This window comes from Litoreibacter sp. (assembly GCF_039974535.1).
Taxonomy (GTDB): domain Bacteria; phylum Pseudomonadota; class Alphaproteobacteria; order Rhodobacterales; family Rhodobacteraceae; genus Litoreibacter.
In genome coordinates this window covers 49,648-75,980 of the sequence record NZ_JBDWIU010000006.1, presented here as the reverse complement: position 1 = coordinate 75,980, position 26,333 = coordinate 49,648, and the positions used below count along the sequence as shown (strand labels likewise).

Below are 26,333 nucleotides of genomic sequence, written 5' to 3'. Positions count from 1 at the left end.
GGCATGGGCGGCGCGATGGATCTGGTCGCAGGTGTGGGCCGTGTTGTTGTGGTCATGGACCACACCAACAAACACGGTGACAGCAAACTTTTGAAGGCCTGCACGCTGCCATTGACGGGCCAGAAAGTTGTGGACCGCATCATCACCAACCTTGGTGTCTTGGACGTGGTCGAAGGTGGCTTGAAAATCGTCGAATGCGCTGAAGGCGTGACCGAGGATGAATTGCGCGCCGCCACCGAGGCCGCCATCGTCGGATAAAATTCCTCCCCTTTCCCAATGGTTGAACGCCACTTGGGAGAGGGGCACGCCTTCGGGCGAAAAGTGCGGCTCAATCCTCAAACTATCCGCACACTGGCCACGATCTGGCCACAGTCCTTTGGAATACTTGCACTGTATTTTAGCGAAAACAGAGCAAAACAATGGTCATTTTCAAAATCATTCGCATTCTTGGCATCGGCTTGATGCTTGGCGCATTTGTCATGATCGGCCACTCCTATCACCGCACAATGTCTGCCCCCGCCACCGCGAACGCCACCCCGTCGGCACAGTTCCTAAACAGCAAGGGCCGCGAGGTGTCCCGATTGGGAACCGGTGAGCCCAGTGTTTTGGATAGCATAAAGCTGGCTTGGGCGAATTACACCGGCAAGGAGCCTGAGCAATCCAACGATCTTGCAGGGCTGCATGCACGAACCGCCGCTGCTCGCGCCCCTGCACCAGGAAGTGTAGAAGCCGTCCTACGCGAAACAGAATTCTGGACAGATTTCACCTCAAAATTGGGGTTCACAGGTCCATGAAACATCTCTTGCGGATTCTAGGCCGCGTCTCGATCTTCATATCTTGCTTGTTCATCGCCATCGCCATCGCCCGCGTGAATGAACGCGACCGCGCGTTGGTCGATGAAGGTCTGCTGCCCACCCCTGTCGGGCACAGCTACCAGAAACCAACATTTGCGAACAAAGTCAGTGCAGAACTGATAACCGTCAGGCTCGAGTTCCTCAGCTCGGTGTTCCCTAATTTTGTGCCCGCGCAGGACAGATCCATACCGATGAACCCCAACCGGCTTGAGGCATTAAAGCAGCGATCCTCGCAAAGCGTTCTCTATTAGGCCAGCAAAGCATCAACCTCAGGGCGCGTGGGCATTGAGGCCGCAGCCCCCCCACGGGTCACAGAAATTCCCGCTACAACACATCCAAATTTCGCGGCCTCCAAAGCAGGAAGCCCCCGCGCCAACGCGCTTGCAAACCCGCCGTTGAACGCATCCCCTGCCCCTGTGGTCTCGATCACTTTGCCAGCGTTAATTGCTGGCACCATTCCATGCCCATCCAAATACACGCCCTGCTCGCCCATGGTGATAATAGGCACCCCAACGCCCATCTCCCTCAGAACCCCTGACGCCTTCTCAGCGCTGTTCATGTCGGTAACGGCAACCCCCGTGATCGCCTCGGTTTCCGTCTCGTTCGGGGTGATGTAATCGCATAGTGCAAGCATCTCCGCAGGTAGGTCGGCGGCGGGGGCCGGGTTCAATACCGTGGTCACGCCAGCGTCTCGCGCCACGCGCAGTCCTGCGATTGCCGCCTCCATAGGTTGCTCCAGCTGGGTCAAGAAGACATCCGCGCTTTCAATCTCGTCGCGTGCACGCACAATGTCTTGCGTCCCGATCAAGCTCGCCGCGCCGGGGGACACGATGATCGCATTGTCCCCGCTCGCCTCATCCACATAAATGAACGCGGCTCCCGTGTAGCTCTGCGCAATCTCGCGGATCACGGGCGTCACACCAGCCTGCACCCACATATCGTGGGCCATTTGGGCAAATGCATCAGCCCCAAGCGCCGAGATGAATGACACCTCCGCCCCCATCCGGCCCGCCGCTACCGCCTGATTAGAGCCTTTTCCACCCGGTCCAAGCGCGAAGGAGTTGCCAAGTATCGTCTCCCCCATCACAGGCATCCGATCCGCACGAAATGCGGCATCAGCCACAAAAATCCCCAAAACCGCTACTTTACCCATGCCGTCCTCCTGCAAGTTTCAGCTTTACACTTGTCGTAGTCAGCATAGCCTACGCGCAAATCAAACCATGAACTGGGGGATTGCCCGATGTCCATCAAAACCACCATTGGTGACCGCGGCATGTTACCCCAAGAAGGCTCGGACTGCGGTCAGGCCTTCTTGCAAAGGACCTAATCTTATGGACGCTAATTTTTGGCATGATCGATGGGAAACCGGACGCACCGCTTTTCACGAGGGCAAGCCCAACAAATTCTTGGTAAAGTATATTAAGGCTCTAAACCTGCCCAAAGGGGCGCGCATTTTCTTGCCACTATGCGGCAAGACCCATGACATCGCATGGCTGCTAGCCCAAGGCTATCATGTGATTGGCGCGGAACTCAGCGCCATTGCTGTTGACCAGCTCTTTGAGACCCTAGGCGTCGAGCCAAGCCGCCAACAGGTAAACGATCTCACTCACCTCAGCGCGGATCACATCGACATTTACGTAGGTGATATTTTCTGTCTGACCGCCGGTCAGATAGGCCATATTGATGCAATCTATGACCGCGCCGCCTTAGTCGCCTTGCCCGACGAAATGCGCCAAAATTACGGGAACCATTTGGTTGGAATTACTAAGGCTGCAACGCAGCTCCTCCTCACGTTTCAATATGACCAAACCAAACTCGACGGCCCGCCGTTCTCCGTCCCCGAGGAAATGGTTCGCGCGCTCTACAGCTCCCACTACACATTAACGCGCCTCGCACATGAGACCCTAAACGGCGGAATGAAGGGCCAGCCAGCCACTGAGGAGGTCTGGCATCTTACCCCGCCGCCGTAACACCAACCATCGGGACTGCACCGCCAAACCATTCACATAAGCCATTGATCACGCATTTAAGCTTCCCATACCACAAGGTTTCGCCTTATGGTCTGAGCATTAATTTTTAGAACTTCTGTCGAAATACATACATGTCCCGTCCGCTTGTCATTGACACTGTCACAGACTTGATCCCCCTCGCCCCTGAGTTGGGGTCAACCGACACCGTCCCTCCGCAGTTGTTGCCAGCGATGCTCGGCGACTATGGAACTGATGCCGATCAAACCCGTCTCTACGCTATTCTCGATGCCGCGCAGGCGACGGGATTGATTGAAATGCTCGAAGACCAAGGGTTGAGCCACACCTGCCTATATTCCGGCGAGGCCATGGAAAACATCGGGGACTTATCCCCTTGGTTGGTGGAGCTCAAACCCGACTGCCGGATGCTGCGCGATCTGATGACCGCCACTGACAGCCTCGACACGGATGCGCCCTGGCATTTTTGGCGCCGTCAAATCGGCATTTTCATCCGCTCCGACCAGTCATTGGAAACCTTGCGGTCGCATTTCCGCAAATACACCAAACTGGTTGATGACCACGGCGACACGTTCTTTCTTCGCTTCTTTGAGCCGGATTTCCTTGCTGCAATCTTGGGCCAAGCCACTGCCGGAGAGATCGCGGGCCTTTTCGTGCCCTTGCACTCACTCGTTGCCATTGAGCAGCCCCACCCAGATGCTTGGGCCGCAAAAATTATCACCGCCGATGCCGGCTTAGATGCCGACCCAGAGCGTATGATCCTCACGCGGCAAAAGTGGCGGGCCATGAAGCTGGTGAGCTTTAATCGCTATGCACGCAAAATTTGCGTGGAACGTGACATCCCGGAGGACGACCACGCCGCTTTCGTCGATACAGCCGTGCGGCTCCAAACCCACAATTTTGACAACGAAACTGATTTGCTGAACGCCTTTAGCTTTCTTAAGCGGATCGACCCCAACGAGCATTCGAACTTTTGGCAGACGATCGCCAGCGGCAAGTATTCGATGGGTTTTATTTTGTACAAAGCCCGCCAGCATTTTGGGCTAGAGGAGAGTAACGCATGAGCATCTGCATGGATTGCGGCGAAATCGAAATCTTTTATGTGCCGTCTTGTGGCGACCCGGCTGTTGGCAGCAGCGTTGTATTGTTGTTTGGCGGGGACACCGCTCTGGCCGAGTTGCGCACCGAAATGGATCAAATGGAGGCCGCCTTCGACGCGCTTCAGGACGCCGTGCCAACACCCACTGAGGCAGGGGATCCGCACGATGCCTTGGCGAATATGATCAAGGATTACATCGATCCAACCGGCGCGCTGTCGTCCAAGCATGTTGTGCAAGTCTTCAACGTTCGCAGCCGGAAATATAACTACATTCGCTCCGACAAAATGCGCAATCACTTACGCAGATATCAGGTCCGCCCCCAGCTTCTAGAACCGAGGCAGATCGGCTCCCGCGCCGATCCCAAGCAACTAGATCGAGCCGCAATTATGGAAGCCATGAGCGGCGTCCGCCAGCAGCTCAGCGATGATCTTAGTGCGGGTGTCGCGGCGGAAGGTACGCTTATTCAGGGCAATGTCTCCGGCTCCCTCAGCGATATTTGGGATAACAGCTTCACGTCTTGGGTTGATGGGGTCAACAACAGCCTGATGGTGTCTACTTCGGGCGATAACTACGATCTGTCTGCTGGTGCGCAGCTGATGCGCGGCTATGCAGGGTTCAAGCTGAACCTTGGCCACAACCCCGCGGACAACAGCTATGGCCTAAGCCTTGGCGGCAACGCGCGCGCAAACCTTGCCGAGGCCAAAGCCGAACTCACAGGGTTCCTACCCGACCGCGACGGCTGGCATGCATTGCTGGATTTGGCGGACGCGAGCAATGCCTCCAACAACGCAACCTCAACGGCTGCGCAAAGCCAGTTGGACTTCGGCTATTTCCGCTTCAAGGCCCAATTCAGTGCCGACGCTATGGTTGGTGCTTCGATCATGGGGAATGTGGGGATTGAGTATAAACCCGAAGCCGACGGCACCGTCATGGGACGTGGCTCGGATGCCAACGGCAAAGGCGGGGTCGCTGCCGGTGCTTTTGCAGGCGTCGAGGCTTCCGCCGAGATTAAAGGCGGGCTGGAGTGGGACAATCCCGAAAAACGCCGCTCCTCCGGCAATCTTGGTTGGGCTACGGTCTTTGAGGTCGGCGTCACTATCGGCGCGAACGCTGGCATCGGTATATCCGGTGAATTCAACATCGAGTATTTCCAACCAACGGGCAAAATTTATGTCCGTGGTGGCGCACAACTGGTCATCGGTGTTGGTGCGAAAGGCGGCATCACTGCGGCTCTTGGGCTGAATACAATCGCAGATTTCATCATGTATATTTGGCATCAATTGTCCGCTAATAATTTCTCCAAGTTGGACTTCATTGCCCCATTGGCCTTCGAAGCCATCCGAGACCTCGCGCTCTATGTACTTCTAGCGCCTGCACGCCTCGCCTCGAATATTGGCGACGCTATACGCGACGCACAAGAAGCTGTGGTCCAGATGTTCGCAGATGCGCAAGCGGCCGAGGACTTCGCACGCCGAATTCAAGCCCGCCCAGACATTTTGACCTTTGGCCCTCCAGAAACCAAGGGAATGGTCCTGTATCGCCTGTCAGAAACATTCTGGAACTCCCGTGAAGAATACCAAGAAGGGGCAATTCTAGTTGTCATGGATACGATTCAATCCCGCCGCGAATGGGAACAAGTTATCGAACGTGTTAGCCAAACCGGCACCAAAACAGGCAAAGCTGCGGGCATGGCAAGGTTAAACGGCGTGCTAGACTTTGGCTCTCAGACAAGGTTCAACGCAAAGGTGCTGGAAATTGAAAGTCAGCGTGAAATCGCACCTGATACGCCCACTCGGTATTACGCATGAAGACGTGGGTTTGGGGCGCTATATCGGGCGTCGTCGCAGCAGCTGTAGCAGTAACTTGGGCAATGGATTCGGATGGAATGATTGACGTAGAAAAATTCTTTGGTGGCGACGGCTTAAAGGGCTACTCCGCGCCGCGCGCATCAAAAAAGAACATCGAGGAACTGCGCCAAAGAGTGCTTGGCGATATGGTCCATATTCCAGGTGGCAGCTTCAAGTTTGGCAATGTCCCCGTGCCTGTCATCCTTGACGGCGAGGTCCGCAATGAACTGATCTACGGTCCCGTCGTAGAAGCAGACCGTGCCCCTATCGATATCGATAGCTATTACATCTCCCGCTTTGAGGTAACCAATTACGATTTTGATCTATACGCAGCGGTAAATGATCTCCCCTTGCGCCCGGATTTCGACCAAGGCCACCAAAGGCAAGGCCCTTATCCAGCCACAATAGCCTACCATCAGGCTGTTGGCTTTTGTGGTTGGCTTTCCGACATCACGGAGCAACCCTTTAATCTGCCTACCGAAGAGCAATGGGAATACGCAGCGCGCTCAGGTGGGCATGACGTGGCCTATGCAACGCAAGATGGCACCTACGACTATCTGGCGGAACTGTACCGTGCGACATTGGACGACCAGCCCCATACGACCCATTTGCCCGATGCCTACCCGCCTAACCCCTTCGGGCTTCATGCGATGAGTTCCAATGTCTCTGAATGGGTTTTGGACAGCTGGGCCGACCCCGAAACTGGTGCCAAATTTGAAAAGGGCTTTGAAGGTGATCCCGCGCAGCGGCACCGCCGCGTTTGGCGTGGGGCCAGCCACAGGTCTCAGGCTTCATTGAACTCTGTGTATATGTACGGTGCCGCAGGCCCTTACACCCGCGAGCGTATGATGCAGTTGTCCCCTAGAAGAGCTCCATTTTTTGAGCCTGATCTGGACGTAATCTACGATGACCAAGCCGTTGGGCTTCGCTGTGTCGTGAACCTCGCAGACGCACCCGAAACCTCTGGCTTTGGGCGCGCACCTGGACCCGTGCCGGACGACTTCCCCAAAGCCTTTGAACCGTTGGAACGCCGCTAATGTACCGGCCGTCTCATCATTAATGTACCGGCCGTCTCATCATTTCTTGGCAAACCGCCGCGACAGGAGTAACATCACGCCAATTATTTCATATTTAGTCGGGTTCTTTTTTCATGAACAAGCCTTTTTCCCAAGACAATAAAGTCGGAAAACTCCACACCACGCTTGGCAAGGACCATTTGGTTCTCTTGCGATTCGATGGGCATAGCAGCATTGACGACCTGTTCGAATTCAACGTCGAGGCCCTCTCGCACGAAGCAAATATCGACTTCGATGGCCTAATTGGTACCCATGCCACAGTGGAACTTGACTCCATGACTGGTGACAAATCCTACTTTGATGGCGTCGTCACCGAAGCCGAATGGACTGGCGTCCAAGAGAACGGGAACACCTATACATTGGTGCTGCGCCCTTGGTTTTGGCTGGCCACTCGCCGCCGCAACCAGCGCATCTTCCACAACATGGATGTGGTCAGCATCGTGGAAAAGGTGCTTGGCGAATACATGGGCCATGGCGACACCACTTACGAGGTCAACCTGACGCGCTCCTATCCAGAGCTGGAATACACGGTTCAGTACCGCGAAAGCGACTTCACCTTCGTATGCCGCCAATTGGAACGCTTCGGCATTCACTACTATTTTGTGCATGAGGAAGGCTCTCACAAGCTGGTCCTGAACGACAATATGGATGACTTCCCGAAAGTCGACCAAGGGACGGTGCCATTCTACCCCATCGATGGCCAACACCGCCCGCCGGAAGAGCACTTCTGGCACTGGCAACCGCGTCGCTTGCTCACCACAGGCGCGGTCACCTTGACCGATTACAACTTCAAAACACCCGTCAGCCAAATGCTGACCGAGCAAACCGGCGACGCTCAATATGACAACGGGCAGATCGAAAGCTTCGATTACCCGGGCGATTACCTCGACCGTGGCCGCGGCTCCGAGGTTGTGAACCTGCGCACGCTGCAAGAACGCTCCAACGACCACTATCACTCCGTTGTGGGCGATGTCGTCTCCCTGAACGCGGGGTGCCGCGTGACTGTGGGCGGGCAACAAGTGCCCGGCATCTTGGACGAGGAATTCCTCTGCATTCGCGTCGACTACTCCTTCCGCTCACAAGCTTACGGATCAGGCGATTCCGGCGATGACGGCTACGCCTATACGGCCAGCTACATCATGTCCCCAGTGGCGGAGCCATTTGAGCCAGAACGCGTCACCCCTCGCCCCATCGTGCACGGCCCCCAAACCGCGACAGTGGTAGGCGAAGGCGAGATTGATTGCGACGAATACGGCCGCATCTGGGTCCATTTCCACTGGGACCGCGACAAGGCCTTCTCCATGCGCTGCCGCGTGTCGCAAAACTGGGCCGGTAAGGGCTGGGGCGGCATGATCATTCCGCGCATCGGCATGGAAGTCGTGGTTGAGTTCCTTGAGGGCGACCCTGACCAGCCACTGGTCACAGGCTGCGTCTACAACGGCAAAAACAACGCCCCATATGCGTTGCCAGCCAATAAAACCAAATCCGTGTTCAAAACCGACACCCACCAAGGGAGCGGCTTCAACGAGCTGACCTTTGAGGACGAAAAAGACGTCGAGAAGATCTACATGCACGGTCAGAAAGATCAAGAGATCCACATCGAGCACAACCGTGAAAAACGGGTCGACAACGACCAGTTTGAAACCGTGGGCCGCGACAAATCTATCTCGGTCGGGCAAGATCACACCGAATCCGTGGGCCGCGACGCGCGCCACACCATTGGTCAAGACGTGAACTACAAAGTTGGTCGCGACCAGATCGAGAACTACGGCAAAGACCACGTCCACAACGTCGGCAACATCCACAAGCAGGCGATCTATGCGGATCACCTGATCTCTGTGGGCCGCAATGTAGAGCAAGAAGTCAGCGGCAAGATGACGGTCAATGTCGTTGAAAGCATCACCACCAACACCGGCAAGCACACGTTGATGGCCTACGAGAAATTCACCATCAAAGGCCCCGGCGGCTCCATCACAATCGGACCTTCGGGCATCGAGCTGAAGGCGCCCAAGATCGACCTCAAAGGTATGGTCTCCATGGGCGGTTCTGGCTCCGCGCAGGTGCCGACATTATCCGGTGCCGCCAACAAGGCGCTGCCACTGGTCGAGGAATGCCCGAAAGAGGGTGAATAATCACCTGCCTAGGCACTCGCGGTGCGCCTAGGCAGCTAATCAACAATTCCAAATTGGACCTGACTGAACCAAAGCATCTATCGGTTTAGTCAGGTCTTTTGGTTTTCATATCTAACCAAGCTCCTAAAGCTCTCTAACGATACGAAACCCAATCATAGAGGTGCGTCCGCCCTCAGATGAGGCTCCGCGGCTTGCGGGTCGCGCGTATTCTACATGAACCGGATATGCGCCGCCCTTTACGATGCGATCGCAAGCTTTCACTTGGTTAAATGCGTCCAAATAAATTCGTGACGTCTCTAAACCCAAATGCCGTTGCGTACTGCACGACATTGTCCGCTCAAAAACATTGCCAGACATATGACGCAAGCCCCATGCATTCGCTGCATCAAGCTCATCAACCAAAACGGGCATTCCGCCGCCCTTCGGTACGGTTACCCATTTACCATTCACCTTAACGGACACAAGGAACCTCGCTTGGTCCGTGGTCAGAGTGTCACCTTGGGCGAACTTGGTGTTTGTTCCAGATTGCGCGGCGTATTCCCACTCGGCCTCGATCGGTAAGCGGTAGACGTTCGCGCCGACTTTTCCGTTCAGCCAAGCCGCGTATTCCAAGGCGTCTAAGTATGAGACATCCATCACTGGATGACGCGGATTATCCGCCGAAATATATCCGCCCATCTGAGTGATTTTTGGGCTTGCGGTGTGCGAGCACCCACCGTCATCGACACAAGCCAACCACTCCTCGCGCGTGACTTCGTTTCGTCCCATAGCAATGGGGATATCGATGATGACTTTGTGCTCCGGCCCCTCTTGCGGCCTGCCGGGTTTCTCACCGGGCTTTAGCTTCAGAATACGCGGCGTATCTAGCGTTTGCTCTATCGGCGCGCCAAACAGGAAGTCTCCCATGGGCAAGACAACCATTTCTGGGCACACGTCGCACTCTTGGAAGATATCCAGCGCTGCGACTTCAGTGCCATCTGGCAAGGTATATGGCTCCGCCGACGCAGGGAGCGCGAGTAACGCGCATGCAATTGCACTAAGAAGAGCCTTACCAACCAACTTCATCATTTATTGAATCCTTTACCTATCTAAAATCAATTTGTGATCACGAGTGTTAACCGAGCATTAGGCAGCGCTTGATCAAACCACCTACTGTGCCAAATACACCTTCGAGCGCCCTGCCCCCACGCCTTCCAGCACTCCAGCCTCCTCAAGCGCCACCAGGTCACGTGTGGAGGTTGCGGGTGCAATAGAGCCTAGCTTGACGTATAAACGCGCCGTGAGGCCCTCTGAGACCTTCTCAGGGCCCAACGCCCACCACTTTCGAAGCACCGCCCCCTGACGCGCGCTCATAGCGCTCTCAAAGCGCAGGAAGAAGCGGTTGCGGGCGGCAAGGAATCGCGCCTCAGCGTGGGCCGCATCTACGCCCGCCAGAAGCGCCTCTAGGAACCAACCGATGAAGGGCGTGGCATCAATGCCCCCTTGGCCTTCCTGACGTCCCGCTTGCAGCGCGTCGTAGTAGCCTTGCTTATCCGCCTCGATCTGGCGCGACAGGGAAAATGGTAGCAGCGCAGTTTGGGCAAAAACATACTCTATTAAGGCCCGACCGATGCGTCCGTTCCCGTCACTGAAGGGGTGAATGCTCTCGAACCACAGATGAGCGATGGCGGCTCGGATCGTAGGTGGGCTTTCATCCGTGGCTAACCAACTAAGGAATTCTTCCATCTCGTAAGCTACCCGCGAAGCGGGCACAGCGCGATAGAGAACCTCATTCTCGCGCCCCGCGATGTTGCTTTTAGCGATGACCATATCGAAGCTGCGCCACTGGCCAAGGTCCTCGACTTCGGCTTTCGCAAACAATGTGGCATGCCAGTCTTGCAGCCGCTCCGCCGTCAGCCCCCCTGCTCCGCTGCGCGCATCACGCATAACTGTAACCACATCATCGGCGCGGCGTTTGGGCTGTGTTAGAGCCTTATTCGCCATGCTGGCCACGATCGACGCCTGTATCTGAGACGGCTCCAGTTCCACGCCTTCGATGGAAAAGCTGTGCACCGCCTCGCGGGTGAACTCTCGCAGGATGATCTCATCCCGCTCGTCGTCAGTTAGGCCGGCGTGCATGCCACGCACCTCTCCCACCGCCTCTGATGCGGCGGCAAGTAAGGGGGCTAAGGCGGTCGCGTCAAAGGTAAAACGCGGCCAATAGGGGGAGGACCAGATTTCTGCCATGAGGTGCTTCTAGCCGCTAATCAAATCAAAAACTAGGGAATTTTGATTTGATTAACAGGATTAATCCCCTCAACGCCCCCAAAAGGTAACCCATGGGTTACCCTAGAGGCTTTTGATGGAAGGATTGCCTTCCTCCGCCAAAGCATCCTCAAACGCCTTGATCGCCCGCTGCAACTGCGCCTTGGGAACCGAAGCGTAATCCTGCTTGGACACGATGCGGCATTCCCCCTGACGCGCTGTCACCTTGGTCTGTCCCACGTGGAACTCAAACTTCTGCTTCGGCGCTTTGGCTGCCGGTTTCACAACCGGAGCAGACCCGCCTGCGAAGTCCGCAAGCACGGCATTCTGTGCATCAGGCGTGGCGGCAACGGCGAGGCGAGAGCGCAACTCGGCCACATCCCCCTGCCCCGCCTTCAAGGCACGCGCAGCATCTACGCCAAGGTTACGCGGCACCGATTTGGGCCAAGACAAATCCGCACCCAAGGCATCCAACAACGTCACGAAGCTGCGGATGTAGGACTTCTTCATCTTGTGCAAAGCGCCGTACAAACGCCCCACCAAAGCATCCGCCGAGCCCTCATCGACCTGCGCGTCAGACGCGGCCGTGATCGCCACTTGCGCCATCTCTGCGAAGGTCAGATCTTCGCGAACGACGTTCTCTTCAACCATGTCGATGTAGCGCGTCAGGCGGTTGTCATCGGCTTTCGCGATGCGGGCGATGATACCCGAATAAGCCTCGTCTCCTGTCTCGGTGAACAGCTGGCTAAGGGCGGTGAAACGACGCCAGCCCTTCTTCAACTGCAAGCGCCCGTCATCGCCACGGTACAGCTCCACCGGCTCTTTCTGGCCGCGCGCCATGATGGAGGATTTCAGTTCCTCCATCTCATCACTTTGGGCCACGGCCTCCAGCTCCAGACGGTCGCGCGGCAGATCATCGGTGTGGACGTCATCCAGCGAGACCCGCTCCAGCACCCGCCCCTCGTCCGCCGCCGCACGGAAAGCTTTGGCATCATCTGCGTTCTGGCGGCGTTGCTCCACCTTGGCCTCGGTGCTTTCGGTCAGGTTCTCAGCGGCGTCCCGCACCGCAGCCCCCATTGGCCCGACGGCGCGGGAGCGAGGTTTTACGGATTTGGTTTCCAGCGGCGCGAAGCCGAATTTGTTGTCGCGTGTCATGTGATCAATCCTTGTCCTGCTCGGACTGGCGCTTCCATGAGGCCAGCAGAGTGTTTCGGAATTCGTCATAGGCGCGGTCAAAACTTTGCCGCGCACGCTTCCACGTCTCACGGGTCATTTGCCGGTAATCCTGCTCATAGACGCTCATTTGGAAGCGGCCCGATTGCTCTACTGCGCGGGTCATTTCGATCGGGTTCGCACAAACATCTGCGCCGAACACATTGCGAAAGGCATCCATCATTGCGGCATGCAAAGGGTTGTTGGCTTCAAAGCGCGTCATGAGCAGACGTACATCATGGAACTGTTTGGGCAGCGTTAACCCTGCGTCCTCAGCCAATGCGGTGAAGCCTTCCGAGATGTCCTGCATCGCGTCGCCAAGCTGGCCTAGGTAGGAGGTTGTGGAATCGTATTCCCAGTAGCCTGGGCCTGACGGGATATACAGAATATCCGCCGCGAAGGCCGCGTTGAGGGATTGGTACCCGATGGCTGGCGGGCAATCGAAGATGATCAGGTCGTATTGGTCATCGGGCAATTCATCCAGGTAGCGGGCGACGCAGCCAAAGAAGCTCCAGGCCTTATGCAAAGACCGGTATTGCGCAGAGGCGAATTCTACAAAAGCCGCGTTGGCGCAGCTGGGGATGATGTCGATTGTCGGCCAGCAGGTGGGTTGGATGAAATCTTGGAACCTTTGCGCGCCGATGGATTGCACGTCCTCAGGCAACTCATCCGAGGACGGGTAGGGGCAGTCATCGGGGTCGTCGTAGCTGTCTGCGATGCGGTCTGCTTCACGGCAAAGATCGCGGCACATGATGCCCCAGACCGTGTTCGTCTCCTTCACCTCATTGAGGCCCATGGAGTGTGTTAGGGTCGCTTGGGGGTCGAAATCGATGCACAAGACGCGGTAGCCATCTAGGGCGGCCGCATTGGCGAGATGCTGGGCTACGACGGTTTTGCCGACACCCCCTTTGAAGTTAGAAACCGCCACTCGCATGGCGCGGCCTTTGGGCCGTTCAGGCTTCAGGTTGCGGCCACGGAACTTCACGCGCAAGCGCAACTCGTTGATCTCTTCCAAGGTAAACCAACGCTGACGGCCATCTTCTTGCGTCTCGCCTTGGGGCAGGGACGGATCATCCGCCAGCTTCTTACGCAGCGTGTCTGCGGGCACGTCAAACATGAACTGGGATATCTCCCAGATCGAGAAGGGGCGGAGCGTCTTTGTCTCCCCTGGTGAAAACGTCGCGCGCCGAACTGCCGTTTGTTGCGCTAAGGAGCGTTCGTTCATGTCTTGAAGGTCTGAATGGTCTCGCATTTTACCTGCTCTTGTTATTGTGTGTTTTCTGCTAAATAACGGGAAAAGAGGAAACAGGCAAAACCGAAATTCAAAAAAATCGTGTTTTTCGTCGATTCGCGAAATTTACAGGATTTTGCAAGTATCCTCACGCTGATTGATCTAGATATGGTGACAGCAAATCGGAACAGAGCCTAATTAGGGTGACAGCAGACCCTAAATAAGGTGACAGCAGTTATGTCACCCCTCACCAATATACCTATATTTTCTTTTAGATTTTGGTAATTTAAGAATTATCCCGTTTTTGCAAAGCTGTTGACAGAAAACGGGAAATCATGGCTTTGTCATCCTCAAGCAGAATCGCATCCAAAGAAGATGCACCGGCCAACTTGGCCAAGAGGAATAATGACTGGGCGCAATGTCCCAGCACTAGGTGACAGGCATGGTATCGTGGAACTCAAGAAGCTGACAGGACCTCAGGCGGGGTCTTTGAAATATGATTTGCTGACAGCCCTGAATGTGGCGGGTCTTCACGGCAGTCCAACCTTGCAGACATCACTGATGCGTTTGAATGCGATGGTGACTGCCAGATATAATTGGCGCCTTGATGAGGTCTCGATAGGGCACACCGAGCTGGCGCGGCTTTGGGATGTGAATGAGCGGACCGTAAAGCGAGAGATGAAGAGGCTTTCCCAAGACGGATGGCTAATTTGTCTTCGACCTGGTGTGCGGGGTAGAGTAGGGGCCTACCGGCTGAACTATACCCGCATCTATGAAAACACCGAGTCAAGCTGGCCAGCTGTGGGGCCCGACTTTGTGGACCGCATGCAAGAGATGTCTGGCGCGCGGCGTGTGGTGAAGGTGGATTTTGCGGCGCCCAAGCCAACTTTGGTGCCCCTGTCCCCAGCCCCCGAGGGAAGCAAGGGATGGGCGGCCGTGGCAAAAAGACTTCACGAAACCCATCCAGAAATTTACGAAAGTTGGTTTGCTAAACTAAAAGAGATCGAGGCAACCGATACCTGCATTAACTTGCAGGCACCTAATGCATTTGTAGCTGAATATATCGAAACTCATCTTATGCGCTTTATGCAAGATGCGGTTCTGTTTGAGGCAAAAACATGGCAAATGCCGGCCCCACGGGTTGTTTTGTCTATTGAGCGCTAGGTGTTAGTTAAAGACCGCCGGGTATAAGCTATTGATAAAGTTGAAAAAATTTTGCTGTGTGCCGTTGAGTCAACACGTATATCTAAATACGGCTTAATTTAGGCAAGATCTTGCCTAACTATTGAACAAAATTAACTTTTGTGTAACTTTCCCCGCAAACCGTTACCTCGGAGTTTATTTAATGTTCGTTTTTTCTACTGAGTTCACTATGTCCCCACGTTTTCGTGCACGTCAGGCACTGAGGTCTAGTATTTCTATTATAGCGGTTTCTGCATTTACCGTAATGACAGGCCTCTACCCCGTAGGCAAAGCTGACGCGCAGGAGACCGAGTGGACAGGCGCCACCGGTAGCACATCATCCCCTAGTAGCGGTAATTGGGATTCAGCCTTGCACAACTGGGAAGCTGGCGGCAGCTCCGCGTCATTCACTGATGGCGATAATGTAGCCTTTGGTGGTTCGGGCTACACGGTCACCCTGACTGAGGATGTCATCGTTAGAGATATTTCGTTTACAGGAAGTGGGACTGCAACCATCGTTGGCGGCGGTGGGCTATCCTTCTCGTTTGATACCAGTGATGCAAATGTCGAGACGCTTGACGTTGCCAGTGGCGCGAACGCCGTCGTTAATGCTGATGTTGGTGGCGGTAGCTTCATCATCGCCGGTGCGGGTGACCTGACATTTGGCGGCACTGTTTCCCTTGTGGGTGCTGCCGAGCAAATTACGAATAACAACACGGGCACGGTTGCCTTTAACGGTGATGTGACCGCAGGGGCGGGCATTGTGAATAGTGCTCCAAGCAGCTTGGAAATTGGTAGTGGCTCCACTGTGAGCGGTACGATCACTAACAACGGCGGTACTGTCCGTTTGAATTCCTCTTCTGATGTTGCTGGGTTAACAAACCAATCCGACGGCCAAGTGAACCTAGGGGGCGACGTGACGCTCTCTGGTGCTTTGACCAATACGGGCAGCACGATCGCCAACGTATCACCTGGACCAGTGAACGTGACTGGAGTGACGGATTTCGACAATACTGGTGGCCACCTCGCGGGCGGCGATAGTACCCTGACAATATCTGCGCAAACGATCACCTTGAGTGGTGGAGCAACCTCGGATAGCGGCGTGAACCTTACGACGACCTTGGGGAATGTGACCGTCAATGGGAGCTACACCAATGCGGGTGCCATCTCCGGGACAGGGGTCGTTGCTCTTGGTACTAGTGGAACGTTGACGAACGCCGCCGGTGGGTCAATTGCCCAGAACGTAAACAATAACGGCACATTGAATTTGAGTGGCGGCTCCTTTGGGGGCGGCATCACGAACTTTGCCTCTGACGACCAAATCAATGTGAATGCAAGCACGACTTTGGCTGGCGCGCTGGCGAACGATGGCGGGACGATTACCAATATCTCGGGCGACAACGCGATTACTGGGGTGACGACATTCGCCAACTCTGGCGCTTTGGACGTGACAGCCGGGACATTGAGCATTGGCGCAAACGACGTAACTTTGTACGCTGGCACAACAATTGATACTGGGGTTAGCTTTGACGTGGCGACCGACTTGACTATCGCTGGTGCTTCGGTGGTCGCGCCCGGTATGATTGGCGTCGCTGCTTCGCCGATCGAAATTGGTGGTGCGACTGATGTGACCGGCGCCCTGATCAATCAGGGTGGTACAGTCAACTTGTCTGGCGGCACTGTGGGATCCGTAACGAACACCTCGGGTGACTTAAGTGTAAATGGCGGCACAGTTACCGGCGTTGCAGATGTCGATGCGGGTATTTTTGGTCTTAACTCGGGATCCGTAGGCGGTTTGGACCTCGCGTCTGGCGTGACGGCAACTGCAGGTGACGGGACGACCATTGGCACCTCCGGCGTGGTAGGCGCAGGTGCTCTTAATCTCGCAGGGGACGTAACTGTAAACGGCGCCCTAGATCTTACCGGCAATTTGGGTGCGAGCTCGGATGCGGTGATTACTGGTACATATACCTTTGATACAACGAGTGGTTCTTTCGGGGTTCTCGGGCAGACGCTAACGTTCGGAACTGGCGGCACCGTGACCTTTGGCTCGACCTCTACGCAGGTGGCTGGCTCGACAGTTGTGTTCAACTCAACGAACGTGATTACTGTTGGCGATGTTATGGAGAGTGGGACGATTTCCTACAATCTGACCAACAACTCTGGTGCGACATTCACGACAACTGCCGCAACGGACTTCTCAGGCAATGACGCGACCAACAACGGCACTATTAATGTCAATGCAGGTACAACGGGTGTTGGGGATATCGTCAATAACTCCGGCGGGACGATCAATATCGCTGACGGTCAAACCTTTGAGGGGCAAACCGTCCTTAATAACGGGACCGTTGAGGTTGGCGTGGGTTCCACCCTGCAAGCTTTGGGCAATACGACGAATAATAACTCGGCATTGAATGTTGCTGCGGGCGGTAGCGTCATTGATGCAGAAAACATCAACAACAACGGCGCGAGTTCTGTCGCGCATCCAGGATCTTCGGGCGCCATTACATTTGCGAATGGTGGCAACCTGACAGCTGGCGACACGATCAATAACACTGGCACCATTACTGTGACTGCGGGCACCGTTGTCGCGACTGGCAATCTGGCCAACGGTTTTGACGCGGCTGCTGCGGGTCAGGGAGCCGTTGTAGGCGGCGGGATCATTGATGTCGACGGAGGCGAATTGAACACGGGGGCGATCACGTCCCAAGGGCCTTTGTCGCAAATCAACGTGGCCAATGGCGCGACTTTGACGGCGACGGGTGGCATTGCCAACAACGCCGGCAGCATTATTACCAATGACGGCTCTATCGGTACGGCTATCACGGGGACAAACATCTCTCTGACAGCGGGCTCCTTGGACAACACTGGCGGGCAAGTGTTTGGCGATGTCACTACAGCTAGCCAGTCTGTCGATAATCAAAACACAGGCGACATCAACAACGCCGGAGGCACGATCACCGGTAACGTGTCGCAAAACGGTGGCGGCGGTACGGTTGATAATACGGGCGGTACAATCACCGGCAATGTGACCTCGACGAGTGGTACTTTCACCAACGCGAATGGCACAGTATCGGGGACCGTATCCAATAGCGGCGGGCTCCCCAACAACAGCGGGTTCACAAACTCGGGCACAGGCTCGATCGGTAACCTCACCAACAACGGAAACTTCACCAACACCGGTGCCGCCGTTGTGGGGACAATCAACAACGTCTATTCGACAGTTAACCCAACGACTTCTACGATCAACAATAGCTCCTCCGTTGCGACGGGAGCCGTGGTTGGTAACGCACGTATCATTAACAATACTGGTACGATTGGCGGGTCCTACACCGCGTCCGGCATTGGCTCGTTGAACAACAATGGTGGGATTGTTACCGGCGTGTTGCTGGGGTCTGGTACTGGATTGATCAGCAACGATGGCGGGCAAATTAACTCCGCTGGGAATGATACCGACGACAACTTCACATCAGGCATGGTGGATAACTCCAACGGGACTATCCGAGGCAATCTGACGACCGCCCTTGTGGGATCGGTGGACAACTCCGACGATGGTTCGGGCGGTGGTACAATCACCGGCAACCTGGTTGCGAATGGCGCGGTGGAGAATGACGGCGGCACAATCGGCACGGCTGGCGTTGGCGGTGCGGCAAGCACAAACGCGCATAGCGCGACGGGTGTTGTGACAAACACCACATCTGGCACGATCAACGGCAACCTGACAATCACAGGTGCGGCGAGCACTTTGGACAACACGGGCGGCTCGATCACGGGCGACGTGACGACCGCTGCGGGTGTGACCAACGACGGCGGTACTATCGGCGGCACGCTTATCAGCTCAGCTGGTGCGGTTACCAACGACGGTATGAACTCGGTCATCGGGACAGACGGCGGCGTGGTTGAAGAGCACAACGTCGCGGGCAGCTTTAGCAATACCACGGGCGGCGTGGTTTACGGCAACCTGACGGGCGGCAGCACGGTCGATAACAGCAGTGGCACCGTGAACGGCAACGTAGATGTGGCCGGAAACCTGACGAACAACGCCGGCACGATCACGGGCAACGCGACGACGACAGCGGGCGGTAATCTTGACCAATCCGGCGGGGGCTCTATTGGAGGTACGGCGGTTATTGCGGGCAACATCGACAACACTGGTGGTGGCACGATCGGCACCGCGACAGTGACAGAAGGCGTTACGCATACGGCTGGCGGCATTGTCACGAACACGGGCATCATCACGGGCAACGTGATGGCTGGTGGCAATACCACGAACTCCAACATCATCACGGGTAACGTGGCTTCGGGTGGCTTCCTGAACAACCAGGGCGGCACAATCGGCACGACAACTGGCAACGAGCATAGCGCGGCGGGTGCTGTGACGAACGCTGCGGGCGGCACGATCAATGGCGACCTCACAATCACTGGTGCAGCGAGCACTTTGGACAACACGGGCGGCTCGATCACGGGCGACGTGACGACCGCAGCGGGTGTGACCAACGGTAACGGTACAATCTCCGGTGAGTTGAACAGCACGGCTGGCACCGTCACTAACACTGGCGGGACTATCGGTACGTCGGGTGTTGCCGCAGAGCACAGTGTTGCTGGCACACTAACCAACTCCGGGACGGTTCATGGCAATGTGACCAACACGCTCACCACGTCAAACTCCGGCACCATCAATGGAACCCTGACGACGGCAGGCGGTGATAACACCGGCAGTCTCGGTGCTCTGACGTCGACTACTGGCATTTTCAGCAATAGCACGACCGGCAGCATTGCGGGCACCACCACAGTCAATGGCGGTACGGTTGCGGCCAACGGCGGTTCATTCGGTACCGAAGCCATGACTGGCAACGGCGTTTTGGTAGACGGGGCATCAGCGACGTTTCTGATCGGGGTGAACACCGAGATTAACGGCAACCTGACCAACGTAAATGGCGGGACAATCACGACCTCTGCAGTGGCGGTTCCATTGGTTGTAGACGTGAAGGGGACTGGCACAGGCACAGGCGCGAATTCTGCAGGCACATTTAACAATGATGCGAACCTTACCGACGCAACCACCTCAGGCGGCTTGACCATCAATGCTGGAAACATCGTTTTGGGTGCAAATTCCAACGTTGGGACAGGCATTGTTTTGAATGGCAACATCTCCAACGCTGGTATTCAGGATATTGGGACTGACTTGGGTGGCAACCTGACCGTAGCGCCGATGGGTGACACAGATATTGTGGCCAACATCAGCGGTGGTGGCTTTGACATCACCAACAACTCGAGCGTCACCGCTGGCGGTGATGGCTTGACTGTTGAGAACGGTGTGGCCGTGACCAACGTGCGTTCGGTGGATAACAACGGCACATTGGTGCTGGCTGACAATTCCTCTGTAACGATTGATCCTACAATCATGGGTCCGACCACTAACGGCAACGACGTTGGGGAGTTTTCCAACAACGGGACAACCAACATTGGCGTTGGCGCGACCCTGACTGCGGGAAGCATCACCAACGAATCCGGCACGATCACCGTTGCTGGTACGCTAACCGGCACGGGCAACACGACCAACAACAACGCCGCGACAATTGTTGTTGATGGCGGCACCTTGCTAGAGACCACAGGCGACTACAACAACAACGGCGCGAATGCTGTTCCTGCTGGCACTGGTACGGTGACCTTCCAAGGTGCCGGTACGTTCAATGTTACGGGCGCGGGCGCTGCGATTAACAACACGGGTACGATCTCGACTGCGGGCACGGGCTCTGCGATTGCGCTGAACGGCACGGCCTTCAACAACGGGACGAACAACGCAGGCACCGAAACTGGCGGCGGCATTCTGATCATCGGCGACGGCGACACATTTGGCGGCGCTGCACTGGTGTTTGAAAACACGGGCACTGGCACGGTGACAGATATCGGTAATGGCTCGACATTGCAGGTGTCGACGCTGACCAACACGTCTGGCGCGACCATAAACAATGACGGCATGATCACAGGTCCGGCGACTATTGTGAATGGTGTAGGCGGTTCGTTTAACAACACCGCGAATGGTAACATTGGCGCGTTCTTCAACAATGGTGATGCAACAACCTTCGCGACGAACGCGGGCACGATGGGTGCTGTTACGAACCAGCAAAACTCGACCTTCACGGCAACTGGGACATCTATCCAATCCTTGGTCTCTAACAGCGGTACGGCCAACTTGCATGGAGGGTCCACCACGTCTTCGGTTACACAAAATGATGGCACGACTGGCGCTCTAAATATCGGCACGACTGCAACAACATTTATAGTTGGAACAACGCTTGAGGCCGAAGGCGGCACCACCAATGTTGGCAACAACGGTGTAATCACCGGAACAACAACGGTTGGCAATTCGGCTGGCAACGCTGCAATCGTGAACTCGACCGGTACCTTGACGGGTGCGACCACTGTAAACAGCGATGGCACGTTGAACCTTAATGGAGGCACGGCAACAACTGTCCAAGTTGACGGTGGCGGCGCGGCCAACATCGGCACGATGGCCGCAACGGCAACTGTTGGGTCCACTTTGGTGGTTAACAATGGCTCGGCTGTCGTTGGAACTAACGGTGTGGTTTCAGGCGTGAGCACAGTGGGCAATGGCACAGACACCGCATCATTGACCTCTACCGGTAGTTTGGCTGCGGTGAACACTGTGGCCAACGGGACGACAACAATTAACAATGGCACTGCTGGCGCGTTGGATAACACCGGCGGCACGTTGAACGTGAACGGGACCGCTGCTGCGGGCACTGGGGCTGTCACAACAAATAGCACTACGGTGATCGGGGATGGTGCAGGGACAACGGCAGTTGTGGCGAGCCTTGGGGTAACCGCTGGCACCACAACCGTTGGAACCGACGGCACGGTGACAGGCAATACGACAACCTTGGCGGCGGGTACTGTGAACAGCTCCGGCACCTTGGGCACCGTGTCCTCTAACGCTGGTGCGCTGAATGTTCTTGCGGGCAATGCGGGCGCCGTAACCAACACGGGCTCTGTGACCAACGCAGGCACGATTGATAGCCTTACGCAAAATACCAATGCTGCTGCGACGACAACCAACACCGGTACGATTACGAACGCGCTGACTGTGACCGAGGGCACAGCCACCCAAACAGGCGCCACGGCGTCTATCGGGAGCGTGTCCAACGGGACGAACGGTACGGTGAACATCAATGACGGTAGCGTTGTTGGCGCATTGGCGTCGGCAGGGACCACCACCTTGGGCAACAACGACGGGGTAACTGCAACTGCGGGTAGCCTGAACGTGACCGCTGGCACCACAACCGTTGGAACTGACGGCACGGTGTCGGGTGATACGACTATCGCATCCGCAGGTCAGGTAGACAGCACGGGGACATTAAATGATGTGACCAACGCTGGGACCTTGAATGTAAACAGCGGCTCCGCTGGTGGCATTTCCAATACTGGTACATTGCAACTTGCCGGCACTGCGACGAGCCTTGCCAACAGCACTGCGAGCGGTGTTGCCACTGTCACAACAACAGGCAGTGTATCCGGTGCAACCACGAACAATGGCGGAACGATAACTTCATCAGGTGTCTTAACCACAGTGGACAACCAAGCGGGCCAAGTGAACATCAACCTTGGATCCACGGGCGCGATCACAAATGCTGGTGACTTGAACATTACAGCCGGAACCGTCTCAAGTGTTAGCCAGTCAGCTGGCGATACGAACAACACTGGCACAGTGTTTGGAGATGTGGCTATAGCGGGTGGTGACCTGACAAATGCTGGCTCGATCGGAGGGGACTTAGCGGTGACTGGCGCCACGTCCACGACGACCAACACCGGGACCGTTGCTGGGAACGTAACAAACGCTGGGATACTGACGAGCAGCGGGGTTATCTCGGGTAACTTGAGCAACAGCAACGCGGCGACTGTGTCTGGCAATGTGGGCGGCAATGTTACCAATACGGGCGCATTCGACGTCGCATCTACGCTCGTAGTCGGCGGCGGCTTGAGCAACTCTGGCGGTGGTACCCTCGCTCTGGGAGTAGGGGAAACCTTAACGACCAGCACTGGCGTAACCAACGCAGCTGATGCTGGAGCGGGCAACATTGAAGGGACCGTAAATGGCGGCTTCAACAACGCCTCTGCTGCGCTCGTTTCCAATGCTGGGACCTTTGATGGCGGTTTGACAAACACTGGCACCATCACCTCCACGGGTGGTTTCACTGTCAGCTCGGGTGGGTTGGTCAACAATGGCACGATTGAGCTGACCAACAATGATACGACCGACGAGATCAACGTCGCGGGCGGCATGAGCGGCACCGGGGTATTCAACCTTGACGCTAACCTTAACAGTGCCGCGGTAGGTGGCTTGAATAGCGACACGGTTGTTGTCACTGGCGGCGCAACTACGGGCAGCTATGTGCTTAACTTCAACGTGACGGACGCTGGCGTCCCGTCGATTGCAGATCCGGCCGTATTGGTGTTCGACGTTGATGACAGCTTCGGCGCGGCAGGTAACAACTTTACCTTCGGGGCTTCTGGTTTGCCACCGTCGGGTGGTCAGGTTGTCTACGGGCTGGTTCAAAGGGGTGATGGCGATTTGACGCTTGCGGCGCAACCCAACCCAGGTATCGGCGCGATTGCAGGTAACGTTGTACTGACGCAGTCCTTGATCGGGACCGTGATCAACCGTCCGTCCAGCCCATTTGTCTCAGGCCTTGCCTATGAGGACGAAGACAGCTGTGGAGCGGGTGGCTGGGGCCGTGTCGTTGGCGGCAACGCTGATGTGACGGGTGCGACGGCCAACGCCGTGTCCAACATCGAATCTACTGTGGACGCGACATACTACGGCCTGCAAATCGGCGGTGATTGGGGTTGCTTCAACGGCGCGTTCGGCGGTTGGGACTTGGCATTTGGTGGCATCGTAGGTGTCAACGAAGGCTCTACATCTCAGCCAGTCTTCGCGGTGAATCAAAACAACGCAACCCAAGTTACCAACACGGTGACGTCCATCACTGACGGCGACTTCCGTCAGACATATGCGGGCCTGTACCTTGCGGCTGCGAAGGGTGCCTTGTCGGCTGACCTTCAAGTTCGCACGGAGGAAACCGAGTATGAATTCACCAACACGGCTATTATTGCCGGAGCTGGCCTAGGGCTGACAAATGCAACGCTAGATACAAGCGCCTACACCGTTTCCGGAGCGCTTAGCTACGCGATCCCACTGGCGCAGGACGGCTGGACATTTGTACCAACCGGCGGCTTTGGGGTCACACAAACCGAGGCTGCGACGCTGACCTTCGACGATGGCGCTACGCTTCAAACGCAAGACAGCACCACGGCTATTGGCTTTGTTGGGGGCACATTCGCCAAGACGTTCTTTGGCGAAGATGGCACTTCGGCAACCAATGTGTTTGCAACCGGGACCTACTATAATGACTTCGGTAAAGATCGCCGCTCGGTATACACGGATGCGGCAGGTGCTACGCAAAACCTGACGTCTGAGAACCTAGGGGCTTATGGCGAGGTTAGCGTGGGCTTGAACTACGTGAAGATCTTGGACGAAGGCAAGTTTGGCGCGGCCAAGCAGCTGAATGCGTCTGTGCGTGCTGACGGACGGTTCTCCAACAGTGTGAGCAGTGTCGGGGTGACTGCGCAGCTCAGGTTGCAGTTCTAAGCAGATGGCAAACGGGTCCTCCTCAGGTAGCCCTGCCAAACGCTCTGGGCCAAGGTTAGAACAAACGCTGCACAAGAATGTGCAACTCCTAGACATCCAGCGCGGGGTTCACCCGCGCCGGACCGTCCCAGAAGCGCTGCAGGATTTAATCTTTCCACCAGGAGAAACCGATACGGTTCTCTATGCTATTCTGGATGCCGCGAAGATAGACGATCTGCAGGCTGTGTTGGAGGATGCTATCATTCCCCACCGGCGCTTGTTCACAGGTGACGAGGAGGAGGGGTTTGGAGACGTCGCCCCTTGGCTTGTGGTTCTCTCCGAGGTCGATACGTTGACCCGACTTCTATTCACCCATCTCGAGGGTGAGGACACCCCGTGGAACATAGCGCGGTTTGAGCCGGGAATTTTGTTTCGTGCCAGCCCTGACTTTGACGCTGTTTGGAACCACTGGCGGGGTTTTTACCGGATGAAACTCGAGAGCGGCTCATCCTACTATTTTCGATTTTGGGAGCCTGCCTGCATGGCAGCCTACCTCAACTACATCAAGAACGACGCAGACCGTGTCACGCAGTGGTTCTGCCGCGAAGGCGCGGGGATCGATCAGATGTTTTTGTTGGAAAACAGGCCGTTGCAATGGCTTTTAACCGAGATTGAAGCCGTACCAAAGAAATACACGCAACCGTGCAGCAGGGATGGCAAACCACTCACGCTGACTGCGGGCGAAGTAGGAGCCATTTCTCAGGCGCGATTGGAACGTGACATCGAAGAGGTCGCGCGCAGGATTGAGAAAACCTTTGGCGCGCACCTAGATGAGGACCGCCCGAAGGATATGGTCTTCCAACGCGTTCAAGGCTTGTTTGGGCGTATGATGCCCGCTGGGATCAAGCAACTTGATCACCTGTATCTGCTGGCCTGCTGGGAAGTGTTCTATGGCCCCAGGTTCGAGGAAAAAGACCCGCAAGATGAACTGCGTAAAATCTGCCTGTCACCAGCCCAAGAAGCCAAAAAAGTTGCAGCGTTGCGAGAGCGAATGAGTGTGCTTCCCCCGACAGTTTTGGCGTCAGATCAGCAGTTTAGAGACGTCCAAGTATGAATTCGTTACGGGCCTTGATCATGGTCGCGGCAATGGTTGGCGCGACTGAACAGGGTATGGCGATGGGATTGTTCGGACCTGATCGCCCAAGTGAATTGACCTTTCGTGACGCGTCTCATCAAAGCACGCCCATCATGGTCGATGGGCTTGAAGTGAATGACGTGCAGATGGGCAGCTTTCCACTGCTTGCATCATCGAGCTGGATGAACCCGCGTGGGGGCAATACCACATTGACGAGATTGCAATGGGGGTCTGATGATGCACACATCATTGATGTACATACCGAGTGGACAGAGATTGAAACGGGCCGCGCCTTTGAAGCGGACCTAAGCGTCCCATGGATGGATTTGAAGGTTGTAGATGTTGTTGGTGCCACTGCTTACATGACATTCGTGTATGGTCGAAACGGGGAATTCGTGCTGTTCACCGATGCGGACCCCGACCCTAAAACAGGCCAGTTTAATGGCCGTGAAATAATGCGCCTATGTGGGAAACGAACGCCGTCCCGTGACCAAAATTATGGGCTGAGGGTTAATGAAATACCGGGGTTGGGCAGGTTAATAGAGCGCCGTGATCAATGGATGGCAGTGCCAGATCTAGAGACAAACTGCACGGGGCAGGTAGAGTAGAAGACTATCGCTTTCTGTGGGGCATCAAAATGCGAAACGGCCTGCATCTACCCCCAGCCAAGTAGCCGTGAAATAAAG

At 55.9% G+C, this 26,333-nt stretch carries 17 protein-coding genes; 12 read left to right on the top strand and 5 right to left on the bottom strand.

Annotated features, from left to right (window positions below):
- The 3 genes from ABJN86_RS04155 to ABJN86_RS04145 form a co-directional block, all read left to right on the top strand.
- Positions 1-258, top strand: a 258-nt coding sequence (locus ABJN86_RS04155) for a CoA-transferase (protein WP_348432038.1), incomplete at its 5' end; no start/stop codon positions are given.
- A 161-nt stretch (positions 259-419) separates the two neighbouring features.
- Positions 420-794, top strand: a complete 375-nt coding sequence (locus ABJN86_RS04150; RefSeq protein WP_348367889.1) for a hypothetical protein — start codon at positions 420-422, stop codon at positions 792-794.
- On the top strand, positions 791-1,105 hold the full coding sequence (locus tag ABJN86_RS04145) for a hypothetical protein (RefSeq protein ID WP_348367890.1): 315 nt from the start codon (positions 791-793) through the stop codon (positions 1,103-1,105). The genes ABJN86_RS04150 and ABJN86_RS04145 overlap by 4 nt, the downstream gene beginning before the upstream one ends.
- Here ABJN86_RS04145 and ABJN86_RS04140 read toward each other — a convergent pair.
- Positions 1,102-2,007, bottom strand: coding sequence for a ribokinase (locus ABJN86_RS04140; protein WP_348367891.1), 906 nt, complete (start codon positions 2,005-2,007; stop codon positions 1,102-1,104). The genes ABJN86_RS04145 and ABJN86_RS04140 overlap by 4 nt on opposite strands.
- 178 nt (positions 2,008-2,185) lie before the next feature.
- On the opposite strand from ABJN86_RS04140, the gene tmpT reads away from it, so the two are divergent.
- The 5 genes from tmpT (at position 2,186) to tssI (ending at position 8,994) form a co-directional block, all read left to right on the top strand.
- Positions 2,186-2,824: a thiopurine S-methyltransferase gene (tmpT, locus tag ABJN86_RS04135; protein WP_348367892.1), complete on the top strand. Its 639-nt coding sequence runs from the start codon at positions 2,186-2,188 to the stop codon at positions 2,822-2,824.
- 131 nt (positions 2,825-2,955) lie between these two features.
- A complete protein-coding gene (locus ABJN86_RS04130) occupies positions 2,956-3,903 on the top strand; it encodes a DUF4123 domain-containing protein (protein ID WP_348367893.1) in 948 nt (315 codons plus the stop codon).
- A complete protein-coding gene (locus ABJN86_RS04125) occupies positions 3,900-5,747 on the top strand; it encodes a hypothetical protein (RefSeq protein WP_348367894.1) in 1,848 nt (615 codons plus the stop codon). The genes ABJN86_RS04130 and ABJN86_RS04125 overlap by 4 nt, the downstream gene beginning before the upstream one ends.
- Positions 5,744-6,823, top strand: coding sequence for an SUMF1/EgtB/PvdO family nonheme iron enzyme (locus ABJN86_RS04120; RefSeq protein ID WP_348367895.1), 1,080 nt, complete (start codon positions 5,744-5,746; stop codon positions 6,821-6,823). Before ABJN86_RS04125 ends, ABJN86_RS04120 begins: the two co-directional genes overlap by 4 nt.
- 113 nt (positions 6,824-6,936) lie before the next feature.
- Positions 6,937-8,994, top strand: coding sequence for a type VI secretion system tip protein TssI/VgrG (tssI, locus tag ABJN86_RS04115; protein ID WP_348367896.1), 2,058 nt, complete (start codon positions 6,937-6,939; stop codon positions 8,992-8,994).
- Positions 8,995-9,117: 123 nt separating this feature from the next.
- Here the strand turns inward: tssI and ABJN86_RS04110 are convergent, their stop codons facing one another.
- The 4 genes from ABJN86_RS04110 to ABJN86_RS04095 form a co-directional block, all read right to left on the bottom strand.
- Positions 9,118-10,062: a formylglycine-generating enzyme family protein gene (locus tag ABJN86_RS04110; protein ID WP_348367897.1), complete on the bottom strand. Its 945-nt coding sequence runs from the start codon at positions 10,060-10,062 to the stop codon at positions 9,118-9,120.
- A gap of 81 nt (positions 10,063-10,143) precedes the next feature.
- Complete coding sequence (locus ABJN86_RS04105) at positions 10,144-11,220, bottom strand: DUF4172 domain-containing protein (RefSeq protein WP_348367898.1); 1,077 nt, start codon at positions 11,218-11,220, stop codon at positions 10,144-10,146.
- A 102-nt stretch (positions 11,221-11,322) separates the two neighbouring features.
- The gene (locus ABJN86_RS04100; RefSeq protein ID WP_348367899.1) at positions 11,323-12,393 is read right to left on the bottom strand and encodes a chromosome partitioning protein ParB; all 1,071 of its coding nucleotides are present in this window, start codon (positions 12,391-12,393) and stop codon (positions 11,323-11,325) included.
- Positions 12,394-12,397: 4 nt separating this feature from the next.
- Positions 12,398-13,702 carry an AAA family ATPase gene (locus ABJN86_RS04095; protein ID WP_348367900.1) on the bottom strand — a complete coding sequence of 435 codons (1,305 nt, stop codon included), beginning with the start codon at positions 13,700-13,702 and terminating at the stop codon, positions 12,398-12,400.
- Positions 13,703-14,086: 384 nt separating this feature from the next.
- Here ABJN86_RS04095 and ABJN86_RS04090 point away from each other — a divergent pair, with 384 nt between their 5' ends.
- From ABJN86_RS04090 to ABJN86_RS04075, 4 genes are all read left to right on the top strand, one after another.
- Positions 14,087-14,845: a DnaA N-terminal domain-containing protein gene (locus ABJN86_RS04090; RefSeq protein WP_348367901.1), complete on the top strand. Its 759-nt coding sequence runs from the start codon at positions 14,087-14,089 to the stop codon at positions 14,843-14,845.
- Between the two features lie 208 nt (positions 14,846-15,053).
- Positions 15,054-24,533, top strand: a complete 9,480-nt coding sequence (locus tag ABJN86_RS04085; protein WP_348367902.1) for an S-layer family protein — start codon at positions 15,054-15,056, stop codon at positions 24,531-24,533.
- A 4-nt stretch (positions 24,534-24,537) separates the two neighbouring features.
- Positions 24,538-25,626 (top strand): DUF4123 domain-containing protein, encoded by a 1,089-nt coding sequence (locus ABJN86_RS04080; protein WP_348367903.1) that lies wholly within the window; start codon positions 24,538-24,540, stop codon positions 25,624-25,626.
- Positions 25,623-26,255, top strand: coding sequence for a hypothetical protein (locus ABJN86_RS04075; RefSeq protein ID WP_348367904.1), 633 nt, complete (start codon positions 25,623-25,625; stop codon positions 26,253-26,255). The genes ABJN86_RS04080 and ABJN86_RS04075 overlap by 4 nt, the downstream gene beginning before the upstream one ends.
- The last annotated feature ends 78 nt before the right edge of the window (positions 26,256-26,333 follow it).